Genomic DNA, 21,191 nt, shown 5'->3' with positions numbered 1-21,191 from the left:
TCTAAGCATAGATAGATGTTCCAAATTTTTTTATAGCATGAAGCAAGGTGACGAAAAACGTCCCATTGCACCACGGGTGATCCGGCGGTGAAATGGGGCGTTTTTTATTTTGTATAACCAAAGGGGGATTAGCGGATATGAATCACAAGCCGAATATTGAAGGGTTTATTCAGCATCATCTAGATTCTAGGAGCGGAGAGCGAAGGGGGAGGCTGGAGAGGGGGCATCGGCATGCCGAAGCATTATTTCTGCAAAATGTATGGTGGCCGCTGCGTGGTGACTTCTGCAATCTTCATCCGGAATATGAAGTCATGGACTGGCGCGGCCGTTCCTATTTTGCTGATTTTGCATTTTTGCCGGGAACGATCAGACTCCTGCTGGAGATCAAAGGTTATGCTGCACATGTAAAGGATATGGACAGACAGAAATATAGCAATGAGTTGAACCGCGAAACGTTTCTGTGTGCAATGGGTTACCAAGTCATCTCCTTTGCCTACGATGATGTGGAGCAGCGTCCTGAATTATGTGTTACCTTACTGCGCATGGTGTTGAGCAGATATATAGCACCAGTTGTTCCAGTGGAGAAGTTGCTGCTGGTTGAGAGAGAGGTTATGCGTTTTGTAATCCGTCAGGCAGGAACCGTACGACCGCAGGATGTAGCTGAATATTTCTCACTCAATCCTAAAACTGCACGGCACATGTTGTATAAGTTAACTGAAAAAGGTTGGCTGACGCCTACAAAACGTGGCGATGGCGTCCGGAGGGTAAGGTATGAGCTGGCGCGCAATGTTCTCAGTTACTGGGAATAGGAGAGTGAGTGCAGCAACTAATTGGTGGTCGAACATGGAGAAATAGGATGGAGGGTTTTAGTAAGCGAAGAACAGTTAAATTCACGGGATAGCGGGAAATGTACCCTATAAATTTGCTGTGATGTGCCCGTACTTACAAGTTGCGGATATCCCTCTATTTCAGCTATATAGAACAAATCACTTGAAATAGAGGGAGTATTTCCATTTGGTAAAAGGTCTGTTCAAAAGTTTGTGAGGCTGCTCCATGTATGGCCCGCAGCAGCAACATTTAGAAGTGCATATCAATGACTGGTGACCGCGGCTACGCGAGGAAGTCGCATCAACGTACTATCGCCCAGTTACAGCTACGTTTAGTGGTACACATCAACGACTAGTGGCCGCAGCAACGCCAAGACGTCCTCATCAGCGCTATCGCCCACAGCTACAGCTACGTTTAGTGGTGCATCAACGACTAGTCGCTGCAGTTACGCCAAGACATCGCTTCAACGTTTTATCCATATTTCCCGCAGGAGCAACGCAAGACATCCTTATCAACGGTCTAGCGCTCGCAGCTACGCGTATTTAGATGGTCGGCAGCAACGCTCTATCACCCTCAACAACGCCAGTCATCTGGCCTCTCCTGCCCTTACGTACTGCATTAGCACTAAGGCGATCCGCGCCTGACCCACATTACGATTGCCCAACTCCTTACAGATTTTATCCGCCCACACCCTTTCCTACATCACCCCCTTATTCATTCTTGTAACATTCAGCTATAAAATTCAGATAACCATCCCGTCAATCTGGCCTTCGGTCATAACCCTGATTCATTATCCAAAATTTAGTTAATCTTTCATAAATACTGTCTGCACTGCGTTTACGAATGACCGAAACGGCTATACTACCTAGTAGTAGCCAACGGTATAGACCAGGTAGACTGAATGAAATGGGAGGATGACCTATGGAATTAAGCTCATTGAGCATATTGCTGATGATCGTGCAGCTCTTTTTCGCGCTGGTTATCGGCGTTTATTTTTGGAATTTGCTGCGGGGACAGAAGACCAATAAGACGGCGGTGGATCGTGAGTCACGCAAGGAGCTGGATAAGCTGCGGAAGATGCGGATGATTTCTTTAACCAAACCGCTCTCGGAAAAGACGCGTCCGGCCTCCATTGGAGATATCGTCGGGCAAAAGGATGGGCTGCGTGCTCTGAAGGCGGCGCTCTGCAGCGCCAATCCGCAGCATGTCATCATTTACGGGCCTCCGGGAGTCGGCAAGACTGCTGCTGCCCGTGTTGTCATGGAGGAAGCGAAAAAAAATGTGCTATCCCCCTTCAAAAGTGATGCCAAATTTACAGAAATTGATGCAACTACAGCCCGTTTCGATGAACGGGGAATTGCCGATCCGCTAATTGGCTCGGTGCATGATCCGATCTACCAAGGGGCCGGTGCAATGGGAGTGGCAGGCGTGCCCCAGCCGAAGCCGGGAGCTGTGACCAAGGCGCATGGCGGGATTCTTTTTCTGGATGAAATCGGTGAGCTTCACCCCATTCAGATGAACAAGCTGCTAAAAGTTCTTGAAGACCGCAAAGTGCTGCTGGAAAGCGCCTATTACAATTCCGAGGACAGCAATACACCTGCGTATATCCATGATATTTTTCAAAATGGTCTGCCAGCCGATTTCCGTCTCGTCGGAGCAACCACGCGTTCTCCTGATGAAATTTCACCGGCGCTGCGTTCACGCTGCATGGAAATTTATTTCCGTCCTTTGCTGCCTGATGAGATCGCCGTGATCGGTCGTGATGCGATTCAGAAAATTGGCTTGAAGCCCAGCCCGGAAGCTGTGACTGTGGTGCAGCAATATGCCACTAACGGCCGGGAAGCCGTCAATATGATACAACTCGCCGCAGGGTTGGCCTTGACCGAACAACGTGACACTCTGACAGCGGCCGACGTGGAATGGGTGGCTGGCAGCAGTCAGTTACCGCTGCGGACGGAACGCAAGATTCCATCATCGCCACAGATAGGGCTGGTCAACGGCCTGGCGGTGTATGGTCCTGGTATGGGTACTTTGCTGGAGATTGAAGTTTCGGCTGCACCTGCTAGCGGTCAGGGACGGCTAAACGTTACCGGTGTGGTCGATGAAGAAGAGATTGGCGGGGGATCGCGTACGATCCGTCGCAAGAGTATGGCCAAAGGGTCTGTAGAGAATGTACTAACGGTTCTGCGCACGATGAATTTGGAGCCGGACCGTTACGATCTGCATGTAAACTTTCCCGGTGGTACCCCGATTGACGGTCCATCCGCTGGAGTGGCGATGGCCGTTGCCATTGTCTCCGCAATCCGCCGTCTGCCGGTTGACAACACTGTTGCCATCACCGGTGAGATCGGGATTCACGGACGTGTGAAGCCAGTCGGCGGCGTAATCGCCAAGGTAGAGGCAGCTTTTCAGGCTGGGGCAACTACTGTGCTGATTCCGAAAGAAAACTGGCAATCCTTATTCGCCGACCTCGCCCCCCTGCGGGTCATTCCGGTGGAGACGGTGGAAGAGGTATTCCGTCACCTGTTCGGCACAGAGACCGCGGATGTAAGGCTGCCTGCAGTCTCCGGCGAGACGTTCTCTGCGTCACCTTCCCTCTTTAAGGCTGACGCTGCAGGGGATATGCAAAATTAGATTTTTGCTTAAAAATCTGCGATACTAGAAACACTGTAATTGAAAGTGGGTTTTGTAATGAAAACTGTTGTGATTATCACATGGGCCATGCTATTGCTTGTATTCACCTGTGCTTCTGACTCCAGTTTTTGGGTGAATGGCACCGTTCCATCTTTCCGTTGGCTGGGATCAGCCGATTTCCACGAACTGACGACGCTGGATTTGAAGTATACCTCCGGGTATATCATCAGAAAGATAGGACATTTCTCAGGATTTGCTGTGCTGGCAGTCCTGTTCTATAGACGGAGTAAGAGCACCGTCCTGAGTATTCTTGTATCCATTGCTTTTGCCCTGCTGACAGAGCTGCTCCAATTATACTTTGGACGTGACGGCAGACTGTATGACGTAGCCATTGATTCTGCCGGTGTTTTGTTAGGGGCGATGGTTGTGCAGATAGTGAACAGAATTAAGTTTGATCGCAATTTAAGCAATGCGAATTAGATGTTACTGCACAGGAATGAGTGGCGGGAAACCCGCCGCTCTTTTTTATGGAATTTCACATTTCAGCACAATTTCTTGTTCCTTTTGTCCCCTATATCTACAAACGGACATATTCCACATAGGAGCCGCAAATACTAATTGCTGCGTTGATATGCTGGAAAGACGTAGAACGTTACACTGAAAGGCAGCCTGTTGGTGTTTTGATGCCGCTTTTGTTAGAATGAATGCATATGACACTACTTGAGAACCATGGGAGGTGCGAAAGCGATGATACCAAACAAAACAAAAGGTCGTCGTTTTCCTTTATTGCCCCTTAGAGGTCTTCTTGTGTACCCCAGTATGGTTCTTCATTTGGATGTGGGCCGCGAGAAGTCCGTTCGGGCGCTGGAAAAAGCTATGGTTGAAGATAACCTGATTCTCCTCTGCTCACAGTCGGAAGTGAATATTGAGGAGCCGGGACAAGAAGATATTTTTCGGGTCGGTACCGTTGCGAACGTGCGGCAAATGCTGAAGCTTCCCAATGGCACGATTCGTGTGCTGGTGGAAGGTGTGGAGCGGGCCGAAATTATTCATTATATGGATAATGAGGAGTTTTACGAGGTGATGGCGCGCGAGCTGCCAGAACAGGAGGATGTGGATCAGGAGAGTGACGCTCTAATGCGCACCGTACTGAGCCAATTCGAACATTACATCACTTTGTCCAAAAAAGTCACCCCAGAAACGCTTGCTGCTGTCTCTGATATTGAAGAGCCGGGAAGACTCGCCGATGTCATTACGAGCCATTTGGCACTGAAGATTAAGGATAAGCAGGAGATTCTGGAGACCATTGATGTCAGCAAACGCCTGGAGAAGCTGCTCGATATCCTTAACAATGAGCGTGAAGTGCTTGAACTTGAGCGCAAAATCAACCAGCGTGTGAAGAAACAGATGGAGAAAACCCAGAAGGAATATTATCTGCGTGAACAGATGAAAGCGATCCAGAAGGAGCTCGGTGAAAAAGAAGGCCGGGCCGGTGAAGCGGATGAGCTGCGCAGCCTGATGGAAGAAAAGAATCTGCCGGAGCGTGTGCAGGAGAAGGTTGAGAAGGAAATCGACCGCTTGGAAAAAATGCCGGCTAGCTCAGCGGAAGGCAGCGTCATCCGCAACTATGTGGATTGGCTGCTGAGTCTGCCTTGGAGCGAGTCGACAGAGGATGATCTGGATATTCTGAAGGCGGAGCAGGTGCTGGATGCGGACCATTACGGTCTGGAGAAGCCGAAGGAACGGGTGCTGGAATATCTGGCCGTCCAAAAGCTGGTCAAGAAGCTGAAGGGCCCGATTCTCTGTCTGGTAGGGCCGCCGGGTGTCGGCAAAACTTCGTTAGCTCGTTCGATTGCCCGTTCACTGAACCGCAAGTTCGTGCGCATTTCTCTGGGCGGCGTGCGGGATGAAGCTGAGATTCGCGGCCACCGCCGCACCTATGTCGGTGCAATGCCGGGCCGGATCATTCAGGGGATGAAGACAGCGGGCAGTGTTAACCCGGTCTTTCTACTCGACGAAATCGACAAGATGGCGGCGGACTTCCGCGGCGACCCTTCGGCGGCACTGCTGGAGGTGCTTGATCCGGAGCAAAACAATACATTCAGCGATCACTTCGTCGAGTTGCCGTTCGACCTGTCGAATGTTATGTTCGTGACAACTGCGAATGCTGTGCATAATATTCCACGTCCACTGCTTGACCGGATGGAGATGCTCTTCATTCCCGGTTACACAGAACTGGAGAAACTGCAAATTGCCAGCCGTTATTTGCTGCCGAAGCAGCGTAAGAATCATGGCTTGGAGGATGAACAGCTGTCCATTGAAGACGACACCCTGCTGAAGATCGTCCGCGAATATACCCGGGAATCCGGGGTACGTAATTTGGAGCAGCAGATCGCGGCACTATGCCGCAAAGCAGCAAAGCAGATTGTATCCGATGAGAAGAAACAAGTCAGTATCCTGCCGGGTGAGGTCAAGGACTATCTCGGTGTATCGAAGTACCGTTACGGTATGGCCGAGTTGGAGGATCAGATTGGCACCGTAACCGGCCTGGCATGGACCGAGGTTGGCGGCGACACGCTGCTGATCGAAGTAACGGTTGTTCAGGGCACTGGCAAGCTCACGCTTACGGGACAGTTGGGTGATGTGATGAAGGAGTCGGCTCAGGCCGCTTTCAGCTATACCCGTTCAAAGGCGGAGGAGCTGGGACTAGAGCCGGATTTTCATGAGAAAAACGACATCCACATTCACATCCCTGAAGGTGCAATACCGAAGGATGGCCCCTCTGCAGGGATCACCATTGCTACTGCGTTGATCTCCGCACTGACCAAACGTTATGTATCGAAAGACGTGGCAATGACGGGTGAGATTACGCTGCGCGGGCGTGTCCTGCCGATTGGCGGGCTTAAGGAGAAATCGCTGGCTGCCCACCGTGCCGGTTACAAAAAAATCCTTCTTCCGAAGGACAACGAGCGCGACCTCAAGGATATCCCGGAGAGCGTACGCAACGATGTGGAGTTTGTGCCTGTATCCCATATGGATCAGGTGCTGCAGCATGCGCTTGTTGAACATCATACAGAAATTAGCAGTGAAGCGCCGAGTAGTGTGCATTAGAAAGGAAGTCCTATGAAAGTTAACAATGCCGAATTTATCATCAGCGCCGTAGGCCCTGATCAATACCCAGTTGACGCCTTGCCGGAGATTGCTCTGGCAGGGCGCTCCAACGTAGGGAAGTCCTCCCTGATCAACCGGATGATTAACCGTAAAAATCTGGCCCGTACCAGCTCCACACCGGGCAAGACACAGCATATGAACTATTACCGTGTCAACGAAGATATGTATTTTGTTGACTTTCCGGGTTACGGGTATGCCAAGGTTTCCAAAACCCAACGTGCCTCATGGGGGAAAATGGTTGAAAAGTATATGGCAGAGCGGGACACGCTAAGGCTTATTCTGCTTATAGTAGATTTGCGCCACCCGCCGACCAGCAACGATAAAATGATGTTTGATTGGCTGAAGCATTATGATCTGCCGCTCTGCGTGGTGGCAACCAAAGCGGACAAGATTCCCAAGACCCGCTGGCCTAAACATATCAAAATTATGAAACAGGAGCTCGGTGTATTGCCGGGGGATAATTTCATCTCCTTTTCCTCGGAGCTGGGCCTCGGCAAAGATGAACTGTGGGAACTGATTGAGAGCTACTGCCTTCCTTCCGAAGAAGATATAGAGGATGAGCAGGAAAGCCAGGATCTCGTGGAAGCATCTCAGTCTGAAGATACTTCTGAAGAATAAGTTGGTCCTGATATATGGGAAATATGCGTATATCATAGGATCAATGCGAATTCCTCACCTATTCTCCCATTTCCACGCCATAAGAGGGATTAACGGTCTTTAGCCTGTTCTAGCATGAGAGAAACCCGCCGCTCTACGTTGTATAATCAATCTAATGATTGCTATAAAGAATAGAGGGATGGTTATGGCTCAGCGATTGGCGACGGAATATGTGAATACAACTTTGCAAATGACAGAATTTCAGATGAACCAGTTTCTGCTCACAGCCGATACCTGCTATATTAGCCACCGTGTTAAGGTCCTCGGAGGTGGAGAACAGGAGATTGTACTGGAGGAAAACGGGGGAGAAGCGATTCGCCTCAATGTGGAACGCCGGGGGCATCTATATATCTGCACGTTTTCCTGCCGGGTGGTGAACCCTCATCTGAATAATGCAGTCCGCAAGCTTTTTGTCACTTATAAAGGGTCTGGTTCAGTGAATAGGATTTATCAAGGATTCACAATGGAGTATTACTATGAGAGTGGATCGGTCCGCCGGATTTCAGAGCTTACTGCTAATGGCAGCAAGCTGATTTATCAGCATAAACAGTCCTTATCGGAGATGATGACTCTCTTTAAGTCTGACGCTATAGAACGGGAGATTGCAGCGCTGCGCCTCGAAATTGATAGTTTATTAGATTGCAGACTTACCGTCCAGAGCGATGAAATGATAGGTGAAATTGACGGTAAACTTGCAGCGATAAACCAACGTTTGATAGAATTGGAATTGTAGGAATAAATTACACATTAATTCTAGCGATTATTCCCCAGTGAAATGGTTGTGTTTTTGTGAAAAATCTATAAAATAAAGCTAGAAAAGGATCGATAAAAAGTATATGATAGATATTCATAACCACATTTTACCTTTTATGGATGATGGAGCTGCAGACTGGGAAGCGGCTCTCGCCATGGCACAGGACGCCCAGAAGGATGGTATTGCTACGGCAATAGCTACACCTCATCATGCCAATGGAGTATATATGAATCCCGCTCCAAATATTGGCCAAGCCGTTCAGCTTCTGAATGAGAGACTCCAACAAGCTGGTATTAACCTGCTAGTACTGCCTGGTCAGGAGATCCGCATATACGGGGATCTCCTAATTGATTTGGAACAAGGCCAGTTGCTGACGCTTGCGGGATCAAAGTATATATTGCTAGAAATGCCTTCTTCTCGGGTACCACGCAGCATGGAGGAAACTTGCCATGAGCTTATGATTCAAGGTTTTGTCCCAGTCATTGCCCATCCGGAGCGTAACGCTGAAATTGCTGATGATCCCGCCAAATTAGAAAGATTAATAGAGCTGGGAGCACTAGGGCAAGTCACAGCGCAGAGTATTGCCGGAGTCTTTGGAAGCAAACTGCAGAAGCTATCACTCGACCTGTGTCGAAGAAACGCTGTTCATGTGATCGCTTCCGATGCGCATGACAGCCGTCATCGGCCCTTCGGTCTCAGTGAAGCTTACAAGGTTGTGGAGAAAGAACTGGGGGCTGCCGTTTCCGACTGTTTTCGCCACAATTCACAGAGAATTATCGCCAACGAGGAGCTGGTTCGAGTGCTTTATACGGGTTCCCGCAAAAAAAGTCAAAAAATTTTCGGAATATTTTCTCGTAAAGCGTGACCAATCTCTCGAATAGTGGTAGAATGGGTAATACTGGGTTATTGTTACATTTTATTTGAATAGAGTTGGCTTAGTATGACCTATTCTAACAGCAACAGCAGTAACAGATTCAACACTACATACAAAGAGGTGGATGAAAAGTGACTTTGAAGAAAAAATTAGCAGTATCAACACTAGCAGTAAGTATGGCAGCAGCATCAGTAGCAGGCTTCCCTTTCAGCAGCCAAGGTTTGGCTAAACATTTGAGTGGTGTTGCATCTGCGGCATCTAGCAATGATGTAATTTTTACAGCTTTGAAAGATCGTGCAAATGTGTTGTACGCAACTTTGGCAGAAGCGGACAAACAAATCCTGCGTGATTTCCGTGGAGAGCTTCAGGGCTTGACTCAAGCGCAATTGGAAGCGGATTTTGCTCCGGTGACGGATAAGTTGACTTTCCTGACAAAGGATGACAAATCTCTGTTACACAAACTTTATGTGGAGATCGTTACATCTGCATATACTCCTGATTATTCAGCAGTAACTGACATTCAGAAGTCTGAGAACTACCAAGCTTACAAAGATTTGGTGAAGAAGATTGCTGGAGAAATTGGTCTGCCTAACCTAACTGTTGATGAAGTGTACACTTCCATCTTTGGTACAAACGGTGTTGAACAAACACTGATCCCTCTCTTTAAGGGACAAAGTGAAGCTGTGATTCTTGCAGCGTTGCAAGACGAGAACAGTGCTCTTTTCAAACAAGCCAAAGAAGCTACTCTTAAAGTTGCAGTAGGTTCCTCTACTGTTAATGGTGTGCTTAACGGGCTCAATAAGTTCGGAGTAACCAGAGTAGAACTCGCGGCAGTGAAAAATAACCTGCAAGCATCCGTTACAAAAGAAAAAGCTGCGGCATTGGTGCTTGCAAGAGCATATTACAACGCATACCTCCAAGCTGGCGGTAACAATGGCGGTAATAACGGTGGCGGTACTGGTGGCGGTACTGGTGGTACAGTAGTCACTAATCCTACTGCTACACCGGGCATCTATGATGTATCCAAGCTTGTGAGCATAGTAGGCGATGTGGCTACATTGAATCTGGTTGACGCCGATGTACTCAAAGCATTTGATGCCCTTCTGGCTGCAAACCCTGGAAAAACTGGTCTTACCCTCACTTTGAACCTCGGAACAGTAAATGCCAAGACTGTAAAAGTTCCATTGTCCAAAGTCATTATTGAAGCAGCTAAAACTAAAGGTATCGCAAACATTGCTATTACTTTTAACGGCTTGACTGTAACGATTCCGGTAGCACAATTCAGCGATGCTGTTACTTTGACTACTACAACAGGTGAAGATGCTACGGTAACTTCGATTTCCAAGTTGAAATTGGCTTCTAAAGTATACGACTTCGGTTTGACAGTTGGTGGCGTGGCCACAACAACATTTAAACAACCGCTGACTATTAAACTGCCGCTTAAGGACACTACAGGTCTTGATAAAGAACTGCTGTCCGTAGCAAAAGTTGTATACAGTGATCTGCAATTCCAAGGTGGCGTGCTGGACGGCGAACATATTATTGAGCCGCGTGATACGTTCTCATCCTATGCTGTTCTCGAGAACAAGGTTAGCTTTAGTGATATTGCGAAAGTTCAATCTTGGGCTGGAAGACAAATTCAAGTCGTAGCTGCTAAGGGTGCGATTGAAGGTATCGGAAATGGTAAATTTGCTCCTAAGAACAATGTTACCCGTGCGGAATTCGCTAAGATGCTGGTTCGTGCTTTGAACTTGGAAAACAGCACAGCAACTGAAAACTTCAGCGATGTGAGTTCTACTGCTTGGTACGCTCCTTATGTAGCTGTTGCTGCAGAGAAGGGTATTATCCAAGGCCGCACTTCAACTACATTCGATCCAACTGCGACTATTACACGCGCTGAGATGGCGACACTGATCTCCCGTGCATTGAAATTGACTCACCCAGATGCAAAAACAGATGCTTCGGCTCTGAATAAATTCACTGATGCTGCTAAGATCAACGCTACGCTGAAAGATGGAGTAGCCTTCGCTGCCAGCAACAACTTGGTGATCGGTAATGCTGGTAAGTTCAACCCTACGAACACAGCTAGCCGTGCAGAAGCTGCAGTAATTATCTATCGTACTATTAACTTCAAGTAAGCAATAAGCAAGTGGAGAGCCTCCTCTCGTCTACGTGAGAGGGGGCACTTTTTTAGCGTGGATTGAAATATTACAGAAACAGCTTGGAGGGAAATTCACTTGTCAGCACAAGAATTGGATCTTCGCGATTATTTTCAAATTGTGAGGAAGAGACTTTGGATGATTGTTAGTATTGTTATAGTGGTTAGTATACTTGCCGGAATATATAGTTTGTTTATCAAGAATCCCGTATATGAAGCTTCCACAAAGATCATTGTGAATCAGACGCCTACACAATCTACGGTAGGTCAGCTTGATCTTAACCAGATCAACACGAATATACAGCTGATTAATACGTACAAGGAAATTATTAAGACACCGGCGATTCTAGATGTCGTAGCTAAGGACTATCCGCAATTCAATATCACTGCGGAGGAGTTGTTAAATAAAGTAAACGTGAGTTCCGTAAATAATACGCAGGTGATGACACTTGTCGTTCGAGATAATTCATACCAGAGAGCTGCAGAGATTGTGAATGCCATTTCACTTGTGTTCAAGCAAGAAATCCCTTCGCTGTTTAATGTACAGAATGTTTCTATTCTAAATGAAGCCAAGACCGATCCGCCTGTTGCGCCAGGGCCGGTTGAACCCAATGTAATTATGAACATTGCTATTGCTTTCATCTTTGCCCTTATGATTGGACTCGGGATTGCTTTCCTGCTGGAATATTTGGATGACACGCTGAAGACAGAAGATGATATTGAAAAATACCTTGGTCTGCCAACAATTGCTATGATCACAAGAGTGGGGCAAGAAGAAGGCAAAGGAACCGAAACACAAGCCCAGTTATTGTCCAGAAAGGCGGGGGAACTCGAACATGTCACAGCAACCAAATAACCAACAACGCCATCTGATCACCGTGACGAACCCTCGTTCACCTATTTCTGAAGCTTTTCGTGCGCTTCGTACCAATATTGATTTTTCTTCCGTGGATGAACAGATTCAAGTAATTATGGTTACCTCCTCGGGCCCGGAAGAAGGGAAGTCTACTGTTTCTGCCAATCTAGCGGCAGCTTATGCTCAAGCGGATAAAAAAGTATTGTTGATTGACGGGGATTTACGCAAACCAACAGCCCACAAGACGTTTTCTTTAAGTAATCGTTTCGGGTTATCCTCGCTGTTATCTCAACAGGCTGTACTCAAAGAAGTGGTTCAGGAGTCTGGAGTGAATAATCTCTACTTGATGACTTCTGGTCCCATTCCTCCGAATCCTGCTGAAATGCTGGCCTCGAATCGGATGAGCACAGTAATTCAGGAATTACGACAGAACTTTGATGTAATCCTGATTGATACACCGCCATTACTAGCTGTTACAGATGCGCAGATTGTTGCTTCCAAGAGTGACGGAGTCATTATGGTAGTGAGTTATGGGAAGGTTAAACGGGATATTGCTGCCAAAGCTAAAGGGAATCTGGATCGTGTAGGTGCTAAAATGCTGGGTGTGGTCCTCAATAATGTCAAACGTAAAGCCAGCGAAGGCTATTATTACTACTACTATGGAAATTAATGTACTGTAGAGAAATTTGTTATTTTTGGAGGCACTAAAAATGACAGCGAAATCCAGAGTGTTCTTATTATTCCTAATTGATCTGGTTATTATTTGGCTTAGTATTGTGACGTCTTATATGTTTCGGTTTTATGACGGAATCCCACATGAATATGTTATTCAGATGTTGCAGTTCGGTTTGATCTCGTCAATTGCCATTGGTGGGAGTTTAATCTACTTCGGTCTGTATCGGCGGATGTGGCAATATGCCAGTATTGGAGAGATCGTATCTATTTTTAAAGCCGTTATAATAGGCGCAATAATCTCTTATGGTGTTGCGCTATTGCTTTTGCCAGAACGTGTTCCTTTTGGCGTTGAAGTCCGGGCGATGGAGACGATTCTCGTATTGGTAGGTGGAGTTCGTTTCATATGGAGAGTCTTCCGTTATGGCCGCTCCCAAGATAAAGACACTCAGACGCATGCACTGATTGTGGGTGCCGGGGATTGTGGAATGCTGATTGCCAAAGAGATGATGGGCCCTTCGTTTGCTCAAACGAAATTAATTGGATTCATAGATGATAGCCGGAACAAATATCACATGTCCATCTTAGGCTTGCCGGTCTTGGGTAATAGATATGATCTGCCTCGACTAGTTAAGGAAAAGGACATCCATGAGATTATTATTGCTATGCCATCAGTATCGAGAACGGAAATCTCTGAAATTATTAATCTGGGGAAGACAACTGGGGCTAAGTTGAAGATTATTCCTGCTTTGAACGACCTTATTTCTGGGAAAATATCCGTTAAGAAACTTCGGGATGTAAGTGTAGAGGATTTATTAGGGCGGGAGCCTATTGTGGCTGACCTGAATGGTATCCTGGGGTATGTTCACAATAAGACAGTTATGGTGACAGGGGCAGGAGGATCCATTGGATCTGAACTTTGTCGTCAAGTTGCCCCCTTTAATCCGGACAAGCTGTTGCTGCTTGGACATGGTGAAAATAGTATCTATACTATTGAAATTGAATTGCGTAAAAAGTTTCCTGAACTCGAAATCGTTACGGTAATCGCCGATGTGCAGGATCGCAATCGAATGATGGATGTATTTCGCACGTTCAGGCCGAATGTTGTCTTTCATGCGGCAGCGCATAAGCACGTTCCACTAATGGAGCGGAATCCTTCGGAGGCCATCAAAAATAATGTGTTTGGTACCCGCAATGTAGCAGATGGAGCTGACCGATTCGGTGCAGAACGTTTTGTAATGATCTCTTCAGACAAGGCGGTTAATCCTACCAGTGTGATGGGGGCGACCAAACGTATTGCCGAGATGTACGTGCAGAGTTTAAACACTACAAGTCAGACTAAATTCTCAGCTGTACGTTTTGGTAATGTATTGGGCAGTCGTGGTAGTGTAATTCCTGCTTTTAAGCAGCAGATCGCTACTGGTGGTCCGGTAACAGTAACTCATCCCGAGATGGTTAGATATTTTATGACCATACCGGAAGCTGTGCAATTAGTCATTCAATCCGGTTCTTTTGCCAAAGGCGGCGAAGTATTTGTATTGGATATGGGGGAACCAGTGAAAATTTTGACTTTGGCTGAAGATCTGATTACATTATCCGGCTATGAACCTTACAAGGATATTGACATTACTTTCTCGGGAATTCGAGAAGGGGAGAAATTATACGAAGAATTACTAACTGATGAAGAAAATCTAGGCTCAACACAGCATGATCGGATATTTATTGGCAGACCTAATGTAATTAGTCAAAATCAGTTGGAGCTTGAATTTAAGCGTCTGGAGCGGGTGTTGGCTGAGGAACCGAGTGCGATTCGGGAAGTTATCAATCAGATTGTTCCTATGCAGCCTGTTGCTCAAGCCGCTATTAGCTGACTATAATGATCGGAGGGGATTGCTATGTTCAACAAGAGATGGAAGAAAATACTGGCATGGTCTCTGTCTGTGGTTTTAGTATTAGTGATAGGAGGGTTATTTGCTGCGAATTATGCGGTAGATAAACTTATGACTTCAATGGCTGAAAGCTTAGAGCTTGATACAGAAGATAGCATTAATAGTGATATAGTGACGGATGTTGAACCAATAGCTACACCACAAGCCACACCTTCTTCTAGTAATAGTAAAGCCACACCTGACCCTACCGAAATTGCCGCAAACGTACCTAAACCGACAATAGCAATAGCCAGTGAGCAGCCAGAAACAGTACAAAGTACCTCTCAGACTAATGGAGATAAAACGGATTCTTTGAAAGTTAATCCAGCAAGTGAGACTACTCAAAAAAAGGCTAGCAAACCAACAAGCGCCCCTACTTCTGAGAATGATGACAAAAGCGAAAATGGATATTCAGCACAGGTTTCTGCTGATAAAACAAAACAAATTCAAGAAAATGTTACGGTCAAGGAAAAGGCCGATGTGGCTTCAATTGTACTTGGTCAATTGAGTGTGGCTGATATCAAGCGACTACAAGAGCTAGCTAGCGGTGGTTTAACTTTAGACGAGAAGCGAGAAGCGCGGCAAATTATATTAGGCAAAGTATCTGCTGAACAATATGATGATCTTTCCCAAATTGCTAAAAAGTATGGGGTTAGCCGTGGCCTTTCTCATGACGAAGTAGTGGCAGAAGAACAGCAATTAGAAGCATTGGAAAAGGGAAGTGAATGATGATGAAAAAAATGAAGATTTCTACAGCGGCTTTAGTGCTCTTGTTGTCAATCGGAACAGCACCGCTAACTGCATCAGCCCCACTATCAGTTTCAGCTGCACCCTTAACTACGGCTTCTACAAAATCCAATACTGTTAAAGCTCAGACGCAAAATGTGCAGATGGTATTCGATAGCGTGAATTTATCGCCACCTAAAGGCCAAGTAGTATTCACATATAACAATACAATTTATGTACCGGTACGATTCATGTCGTATGCACTTCAAAAGACAGTAACCTGGGACGCTAAAAATCTAAAAGTAACTGTGGCTGAACCGAGTAGTTCGGAACTAGTGATAATTAAAGAATATCTAATGAATTCTGTAAATATTAATACGGATGTTACCATATCAAAAACTGTAAAGTTGAATAATGTGAAAATAAGTTTTGTATTCAATGGTGCTGCAAAGGCACTTCCTGCTGGTCTATCCAGTTATAGTTTAAATGGTACTTTGTATGTACCGCTTAGATTTCTCTCAGAATCAGTTGGAAATGTAATCACATGGGACCAAACGACGAAAAAAATTACAGCTAACTCTAAAACTTATCAAGAACAAGTAGATAGTAAGAATGTGGGGAAAGCGCCTTCCTCAACACCAAGTCCTTCTGCTACTACTGCTCCTTCGCAAACGGGAAATGGAAGTGCCGCTGGTAAAGTTTCCTATGGAGAGATTACAAGTGCGACTGAAGCTAAACTTAATGCATTGAAGGCTCAGAGCCAATCAACATTGATGAGTATTGCATTTGAATATTTGGATGCAAAAGATGAAGCTAGTAAGTCTAGCATTAAGGCTAAAGGTCTGCAACAATTGTCAGCATTCACAGCTAGTTTCAATAGTATAGTGGCAGATGCTGAACAAAAATTAAAAGCAAATAATTATAGTACTGATATTATTAATCAATATAGAGCTACATTCGAAGCAGAACTAGAGGCAGGGAAAACTTTGGCTGAGGGAATGGCAGGTTAAATAATAGATTATAAAAATGCATGATTTTCATTAAATCATTAATAAGTAAAAGATCATGCATTTTTAAATAGTCTTGAAGGATTAGGTGAAACTATGAAGCCATACTTTATGGTAAAACAAGTAATTGATTTTATGCTGGCTCTAATTGGATTATTCCTGTTATGGCCTTTTTTCTTGATCATTTCTATTGTTATCAAAATTAATTCAAAAGGCCCGATTTTATTTAAACAGAAGCGTCTAGGAAAGGATAAATCAGAGTTTTACATATTGAAATTTAGAACGATGCGAACTGATACTCCTAATGATATGCCAACGCACTTATTACAAGATCCTGATTTTTTTATTACCAAGGTAGGTAAATTTCTAAGGAAAACAAGTTTGGATGAACTGCCTCAGATCATAAATATATTAAAAGGTGAGATGAGTATTATTGGACCTCGTCCTGCTTTATGGAATCAATATGATTTAATTATTGAACGTGACAAATATTCTGCCAATAATATTAAACCTGGATTGACTGGGTGGGCACAGATTAATGGTCGAGATGAATTGTCGATTGTTGATAAAGCAAAACTTGATGGAGAATACACAAAAAAGCTATCTTTATATTTTGATATCAAAGTATTTTTCATAACAGTATTGAGTGTTCTTAAGTCGGATGGAGTAAAAGAAGGAGCAAGTGAGGATAAGGCAACAAGCACTAAAGGAGCTATTTTATAAATGGAAAAGAAAAAAATATTGATTACAGGTAAAGGGAGTTACATAGGTACTAATTTTATCAAATGGTTGCAGAAATGGCCAAGCTTATATGAAACTTTTGAATTATCTGTGAGAGATGACGAGTGGAAAAAACATGATTTTTCTTTTTACAATATTGTAGTTCATGTAGCTGGTATAGCACATGTATCGGCTGATCCTAATTTGGAACAGCAATATTATAAAATTAATCGAGATCTAGCAATAGAAGTTGCTAATAAGGCAAAAAAAGAGAATGTTGGTCAATTTATTTTTTTAAGTAGTATGATTGTTTATGGTACTGATGGAACAATTGGTAAGGAGAACATTATTACTAATTCAACTATACCTACTCCAAGTGATTTTTATGGAAAAAGTAAGCTTGAAGCAGATTTGGCCATCCAAAGGTTGGGGAATGAAAAATTTAATGTTGTATCGGTTAGAACACCCATGGTTTATGGGCCGAATTGTAAGGGGAACTTTCCTAAGTTGAATAAATTGACGGATAAAACATTTATTTTTCCCGATATAAAGAATCAAAGAAGTATGATTTTTATAAATAATCTTTGTCAATTTTTAAAATTGATTGTTGATGAAAAAGTAACAGGCGTGTTTCATCCTCAGAATAAAGACTATGTTTGTACAACAGAGATAATTAAAATCATGGCTTCTATAAAGAATAAAAGAATATTCTATTTTAAAATATTGAATCCAATATTATTGGTAATATCGAGGAAAAATAATTTCATTAATAAAGTTTTTGGGAATAAAGTTTATGAAAAAAGTTTATCTTGTTATCCTAATTGGAATTATAACATCGTAGATTTTAGGAATTCAATTGAACAATCAATTAGGAGGGGGGAATAATGAAGAAAGCCCTAATTCTTGTATCTGTGGCTTCCATGATAGACCAGTTTAATATGTTGAATATAAAGGTATTACAAGAAATGGGCTGTGAAATTCATGTAGCAGCTAATTTTCATTCTGGGAGTACAACGTCTAATGAGAGGGTTAATTCATTTAGAGAAAAACTTGATTCATTAGGGATAAAGGTACATCATATTTTAATTAATAGGAGTGTTTTGAGCAAGGATAATATTAGAGCGTACAAAGAAGTTAAAAGCCTGATTGAACGAGAACGATTTGATGTTGTTCATTGCCATTCACCAATAGGAGGAGTTTTGGTTCGTTTGGCAGCTAGAAAGAAACGTGATAAAACAAAAGTAATATATACAGCACATGGTTTTCATTTTTTTAAAGGTTCTTCAAAATTAAGTTGGATTGCTTATTATCCCATAGAAAAATGGTTATCTAGATACACTGATTGCTTAATTACAATAAACAAAGAGGATTATAAAATTTCTAATACTTATTTCAGTGCTAAAACATCCGAGTTTGTGAATGGTATAGGCATTGATTTGGGCAGATTCAAGCCACAAACAATTGAATCTAAAATGGAGTATCGTGAAAAATATGGATTTAGGGAAGAGGATTTTATTTTAATATATGCCGGAGAACTAAGTTCTAGAAAGCATCAAGACTTACTTATTCAAACTATTCATCTTTTAGAGAATAAGGTACCGAATATAAGGTTGCTTTTAGCAGGGAAAGGCACTGAAAGGGAAAAATATGAAAGTATGGTTGAAAGGTTAAACCTTCATGATAAAGTTCTTTTTTTGGGGTATAGGGAAGACATAAATAATCTAATGTTATCTTCTGATGTAGCGGTTTCTTCTTCCAGACAAGAAGGTCTACCTGTAAATGTGATGGAAGCAATGGCGACTGCTCTACCTCTTATAGTTACTGATTGTAGGGGGAATAAAGATTTAGTTGTAAATAATCTAAATGGATACGTTGTTGGTATTAATGATCCGAATGCTTTCGCTGGAGCGATTGAAAGATTGTATTCCTCTATGGATTTGAGAAGAGAATTTGGTATGCAAAGTCAAAATCTTATAAAGGAGTATTCAAACGAAGTTGTTAGAAAACAGATTGAAAAGATTTATATGAGGTACATCTAGTGAATTTTTAGTTTTGAAAATGTGATTTAAACATAATATACGAGGTTTAGAATGATGTGATCTTTTAAAAAAGGTGAATATAATAAGGTGGGTAAATGTAGTGAGGATTATTTTGATACGTTCAAATTCTGTTATGCCCGACCCAAGGGTTGAAAAGGAAGTGAATAGTCTTATTGCTTACGGTCACCAAGTTAAAATCCTTTCGTGGGATAGGCAAAATGACAGTCAAAGTAGAAAAAATGGTGAGATAACATTAAGTAAAGGCGTAGTCCCAATTAGATGGTTTTTAATAAAGGCTGGGTTTGGTGAAGGAATAAAGACTTTATGGGCTCTGTTGATTTTCCAAATATATATTCTTCTGTGGCTAGTTAAACATAATAGAGAATATGATGCGATACATGCATGTGATTTTGATACTTCTATTCCTGCATGTCTTTGTTCCAAGTTCTTTAAGAAAAAACTAGTATACGATATTTTTGACTACTACGTCGATGCATTTCAAGTTCCAAAAAGTTTAAAAACACTTATAGAAAAAATAGATATTAAAATTATTAATTCTGCAGATGCAGTGATTATTACTAATGAGAGTAGACAAAGGCAAATTAGTAAGAGTAACCCTAAAAAAGTAGCTGTTATCCATAACTCACCAGAAACGGATTTTGAGAGTAATCCTATGTTTAAGGAAAATAGTAAAAAACGGATAGTTTATGTTGGTATATTAAGTGAAGATAGACTATTGATGGAAATAGTGAGAAGTATTGCAGGAAGCGATATTGTTGAACTTCATATTGGTGGTTTTGGTTTTTTGGAAAGAGAAATAAAGGAATATTCGGAAAAATATAGCAATATTTTTTTCTATGGAAAGTTACGCTATAGCGATACATTGAAGCTTGAAGATAATTGCGATATTTTAATTGCTGTATACAATCCGCAAATACCGAACCATAAATACTCCTCACCCAATAAATTATATGAAGCTATGATGCTTGGTAAGCCTATAATTGTTGCGAAAGAAACAGGAATAGACGAGTTGGTTGACCTTTATGAATTAGGTAGAAGCGTGGAATATAATATTGGTTCATTCGAAATTGCTCTCTATGAAATTATTCAAAAGGAAAATGAATGGATTAGTTTGAAAGAACGCTCTCAGTCCTTGTATCAGCAAAAATATTCTTGGAATATCATGGATCTGAGACTAAAGAAATTGTATGAAGACCTTTAATATTGTTAATTATTAGGATGGAGGCATTATAATGGAGGCGGTTGAAAGACCATTGATTACTGTTTTTACTCCCACGTATAATAGAGGATATATTTTGAATTTATGTTATGAAAGTCTCAAACGACAAACAAACAAAGAATTTATTTGGTTAATCATAGATGATGGTTCAACGGACAACACAAGAGAATTGGTGGAAAATTGGAATCGAGAAAAGCATTTTACAATAATATATAAATGGCAAGAGAATCAAGGTATGCATGGTGCCCATAATACGGCGTATTCATTAGTCGAAACAGAATTATGCGTTTGTTGTGATTCTGATGACTATTTAGCAGATAATGCAATCGAAAAAATTAAAAAGTTATGGGAAGAAAAAGGTTCGAATAATATTAGTGGAATCATTGGTTGGGATGCTCTTCCAAGTGGTGAATTGTTGAGTGTGAAACTTAATACTAATATGACGACAACCTTTGAAATAAGACAAAAATTACGTCTAAACTGTGATTACAAGTTAGTATTTCGTAGTGCATTACTTAAAAACAAACCAATTCCAATTTTTGAAGGTGAAAAGTATGTGCCTTTAGATTGTAACTATTACCAAATTGATGTGGATTATCAAATGCTGGTAATGAATGAGGTATTATGCTATGTAGAATATCTGCCAGATGGTGGAACTATGAATATTTTTGAGCAATACAGGAAAAACCCCAAAGGATTTGCATATTTTAGAAAAGAGGTGCTTAAATATCCATGTGGTTTTAAAATAAAATTCAGAAATGCTATCCATTATGTTTCTAGTAGTTTAATCTCATCAAACAAGTTATTTATGAAGGAGACACCTGCAAAAGCTGTAACTATTCTTGCCATTCCCTTTGGGTTTATGTTATATATTTACATAAAAAATACGAAGAGGAAGAATATGCAAGGATAAGAGCTGAACAAAGA

18 protein-coding genes are annotated in these 21,191 nt (G+C 42.8%); all 18 read left to right on the top strand.

Features of this window, described 5'->3' with window-relative positions; translation table 11 throughout:
• Positions 1 to 137 precede the first annotated feature (137 nt).
• Positions 138 to 809 carry a DUF559 domain-containing protein gene (locus tag NSS79_RS27775; RefSeq protein WP_342436983.1) on the top strand — a complete coding sequence of 224 codons (672 nt, stop codon included), beginning with the start codon at positions 138 to 140 and terminating at the stop codon, positions 807 to 809.
• A gap of 940 nt (positions 810 to 1,749) precedes the next feature.
• Positions 1,750 to 3,462: an ATP-dependent protease LonB gene (gene lonB, locus NSS79_RS27770; RefSeq protein WP_342436982.1), complete on the top strand. Its 1,713-nt coding sequence runs from the start codon at positions 1,750 to 1,752 to the stop codon at positions 3,460 to 3,462.
• A gap of 57 nt (positions 3,463 to 3,519) precedes the next feature.
• On the top strand, positions 3,520 to 3,942 hold the full coding sequence (locus NSS79_RS27765) for a VanZ family protein (protein ID WP_342436981.1): 423 nt from the start codon (positions 3,520 to 3,522) through the stop codon (positions 3,940 to 3,942).
• Between the two features lie 267 nt (positions 3,943 to 4,209).
• A complete protein-coding gene (gene lon, locus NSS79_RS27760) occupies positions 4,210 to 6,573 on the top strand; it encodes an endopeptidase La (RefSeq protein WP_342436980.1) in 2,364 nt (787 codons plus the stop codon).
• A gap of 12 nt (positions 6,574 to 6,585) precedes the next feature.
• Positions 6,586 to 7,251, top strand: a complete 666-nt coding sequence (gene yihA / locus NSS79_RS27755; RefSeq protein ID WP_342436979.1) for a ribosome biogenesis GTP-binding protein YihA/YsxC — start codon at positions 6,586 to 6,588, stop codon at positions 7,249 to 7,251.
• Positions 7,252 to 7,435: 184 nt separating this feature from the next.
• Positions 7,436 to 8,023: a non-ribosomal peptide synthetase module gene (locus NSS79_RS27750; RefSeq protein WP_342436978.1), complete on the top strand. Its 588-nt coding sequence runs from the start codon at positions 7,436 to 7,438 to the stop codon at positions 8,021 to 8,023.
• A 103-nt stretch (positions 8,024 to 8,126) separates the two neighbouring features.
• Complete coding sequence (locus NSS79_RS27745) at positions 8,127 to 8,909, top strand: CpsB/CapC family capsule biosynthesis tyrosine phosphatase (RefSeq protein ID WP_342436977.1); 783 nt, start codon at positions 8,127 to 8,129, stop codon at positions 8,907 to 8,909.
• A 140-nt stretch (positions 8,910 to 9,049) separates the two neighbouring features.
• Positions 9,050 to 11,056 (top strand): S-layer homology domain-containing protein, encoded by a 2,007-nt coding sequence (locus tag NSS79_RS27740; RefSeq protein WP_342436976.1) that lies wholly within the window; start codon positions 9,050 to 9,052, stop codon positions 11,054 to 11,056.
• A gap of 99 nt (positions 11,057 to 11,155) precedes the next feature.
• Positions 11,156 to 11,932 (top strand): Wzz/FepE/Etk N-terminal domain-containing protein, encoded by a 777-nt coding sequence (locus NSS79_RS27735; protein ID WP_342436975.1) that lies wholly within the window; start codon positions 11,156 to 11,158, stop codon positions 11,930 to 11,932.
• A complete protein-coding gene (locus tag NSS79_RS27730) occupies positions 11,913 to 12,602 on the top strand; it encodes a CpsD/CapB family tyrosine-protein kinase (RefSeq protein ID WP_342436974.1) in 690 nt (229 codons plus the stop codon). The genes NSS79_RS27735 and NSS79_RS27730 overlap by 20 nt, the downstream gene beginning before the upstream one ends.
• A 40-nt stretch (positions 12,603 to 12,642) precedes the next feature.
• Positions 12,643 to 14,475 (top strand): nucleoside-diphosphate sugar epimerase/dehydratase, encoded by a 1,833-nt coding sequence (locus tag NSS79_RS27725; protein ID WP_342436973.1) that lies wholly within the window; start codon positions 12,643 to 12,645, stop codon positions 14,473 to 14,475.
• A gap of 24 nt (positions 14,476 to 14,499) precedes the next feature.
• Positions 14,500 to 15,261 carry a hypothetical protein gene (locus tag NSS79_RS27720; protein WP_342436972.1) on the top strand — a complete coding sequence of 254 codons (762 nt, stop codon included), beginning with the start codon at positions 14,500 to 14,502 and terminating at the stop codon, positions 15,259 to 15,261.
• Positions 15,258 to 16,268 (top strand): stalk domain-containing protein, encoded by a 1,011-nt coding sequence (locus tag NSS79_RS27715; RefSeq protein WP_342436971.1) that lies wholly within the window; start codon positions 15,258 to 15,260, stop codon positions 16,266 to 16,268. The genes NSS79_RS27720 and NSS79_RS27715 overlap by 4 nt, the downstream gene beginning before the upstream one ends.
• Positions 16,269 to 16,361: 93 nt before the next feature.
• A complete protein-coding gene (locus tag NSS79_RS27710; protein ID WP_342436970.1) occupies positions 16,362 to 16,988 on the top strand; it encodes a sugar transferase in 627 nt (208 codons plus the stop codon).
• Positions 16,989 to 17,870, top strand: a complete 882-nt coding sequence (locus tag NSS79_RS27705; RefSeq protein ID WP_342436969.1) for an NAD-dependent epimerase/dehydratase family protein — start codon at positions 16,989 to 16,991, stop codon at positions 17,868 to 17,870.
• On the top strand, positions 17,870 to 19,024 hold the full coding sequence (locus NSS79_RS27700; protein ID WP_342436968.1) for a glycosyltransferase family 4 protein: 1,155 nt from the start codon (positions 17,870 to 17,872) through the stop codon (positions 19,022 to 19,024). Before NSS79_RS27705 ends, NSS79_RS27700 begins: the two co-directional genes overlap by 1 nt.
• A gap of 100 nt (positions 19,025 to 19,124) precedes the next feature.
• Positions 19,125 to 20,246, top strand: a complete 1,122-nt coding sequence (locus NSS79_RS27695; protein ID WP_342436967.1) for a glycosyltransferase family 4 protein — start codon at positions 19,125 to 19,127, stop codon at positions 20,244 to 20,246.
• A gap of 31 nt (positions 20,247 to 20,277) precedes the next feature.
• Complete coding sequence (locus NSS79_RS27690; protein ID WP_342436966.1) at positions 20,278 to 21,177, top strand: glycosyltransferase family 2 protein; 900 nt, start codon at positions 20,278 to 20,280, stop codon at positions 21,175 to 21,177.
• Positions 21,178 to 21,191: the final 14 nt, after the last annotated feature.

It is taken from the genome of Paenibacillus sp. FSL L8-0436 (genome assembly GCF_038593025.1).
Taxonomy (GTDB): Bacteria; Bacillota; Bacilli; order Paenibacillales; family Paenibacillaceae; genus Paenibacillus_AQ.
The sequence above is the reverse complement of the archived record's forward strand: the minus strand, read 5'-3'. Positions and strand labels throughout refer to the sequence as shown.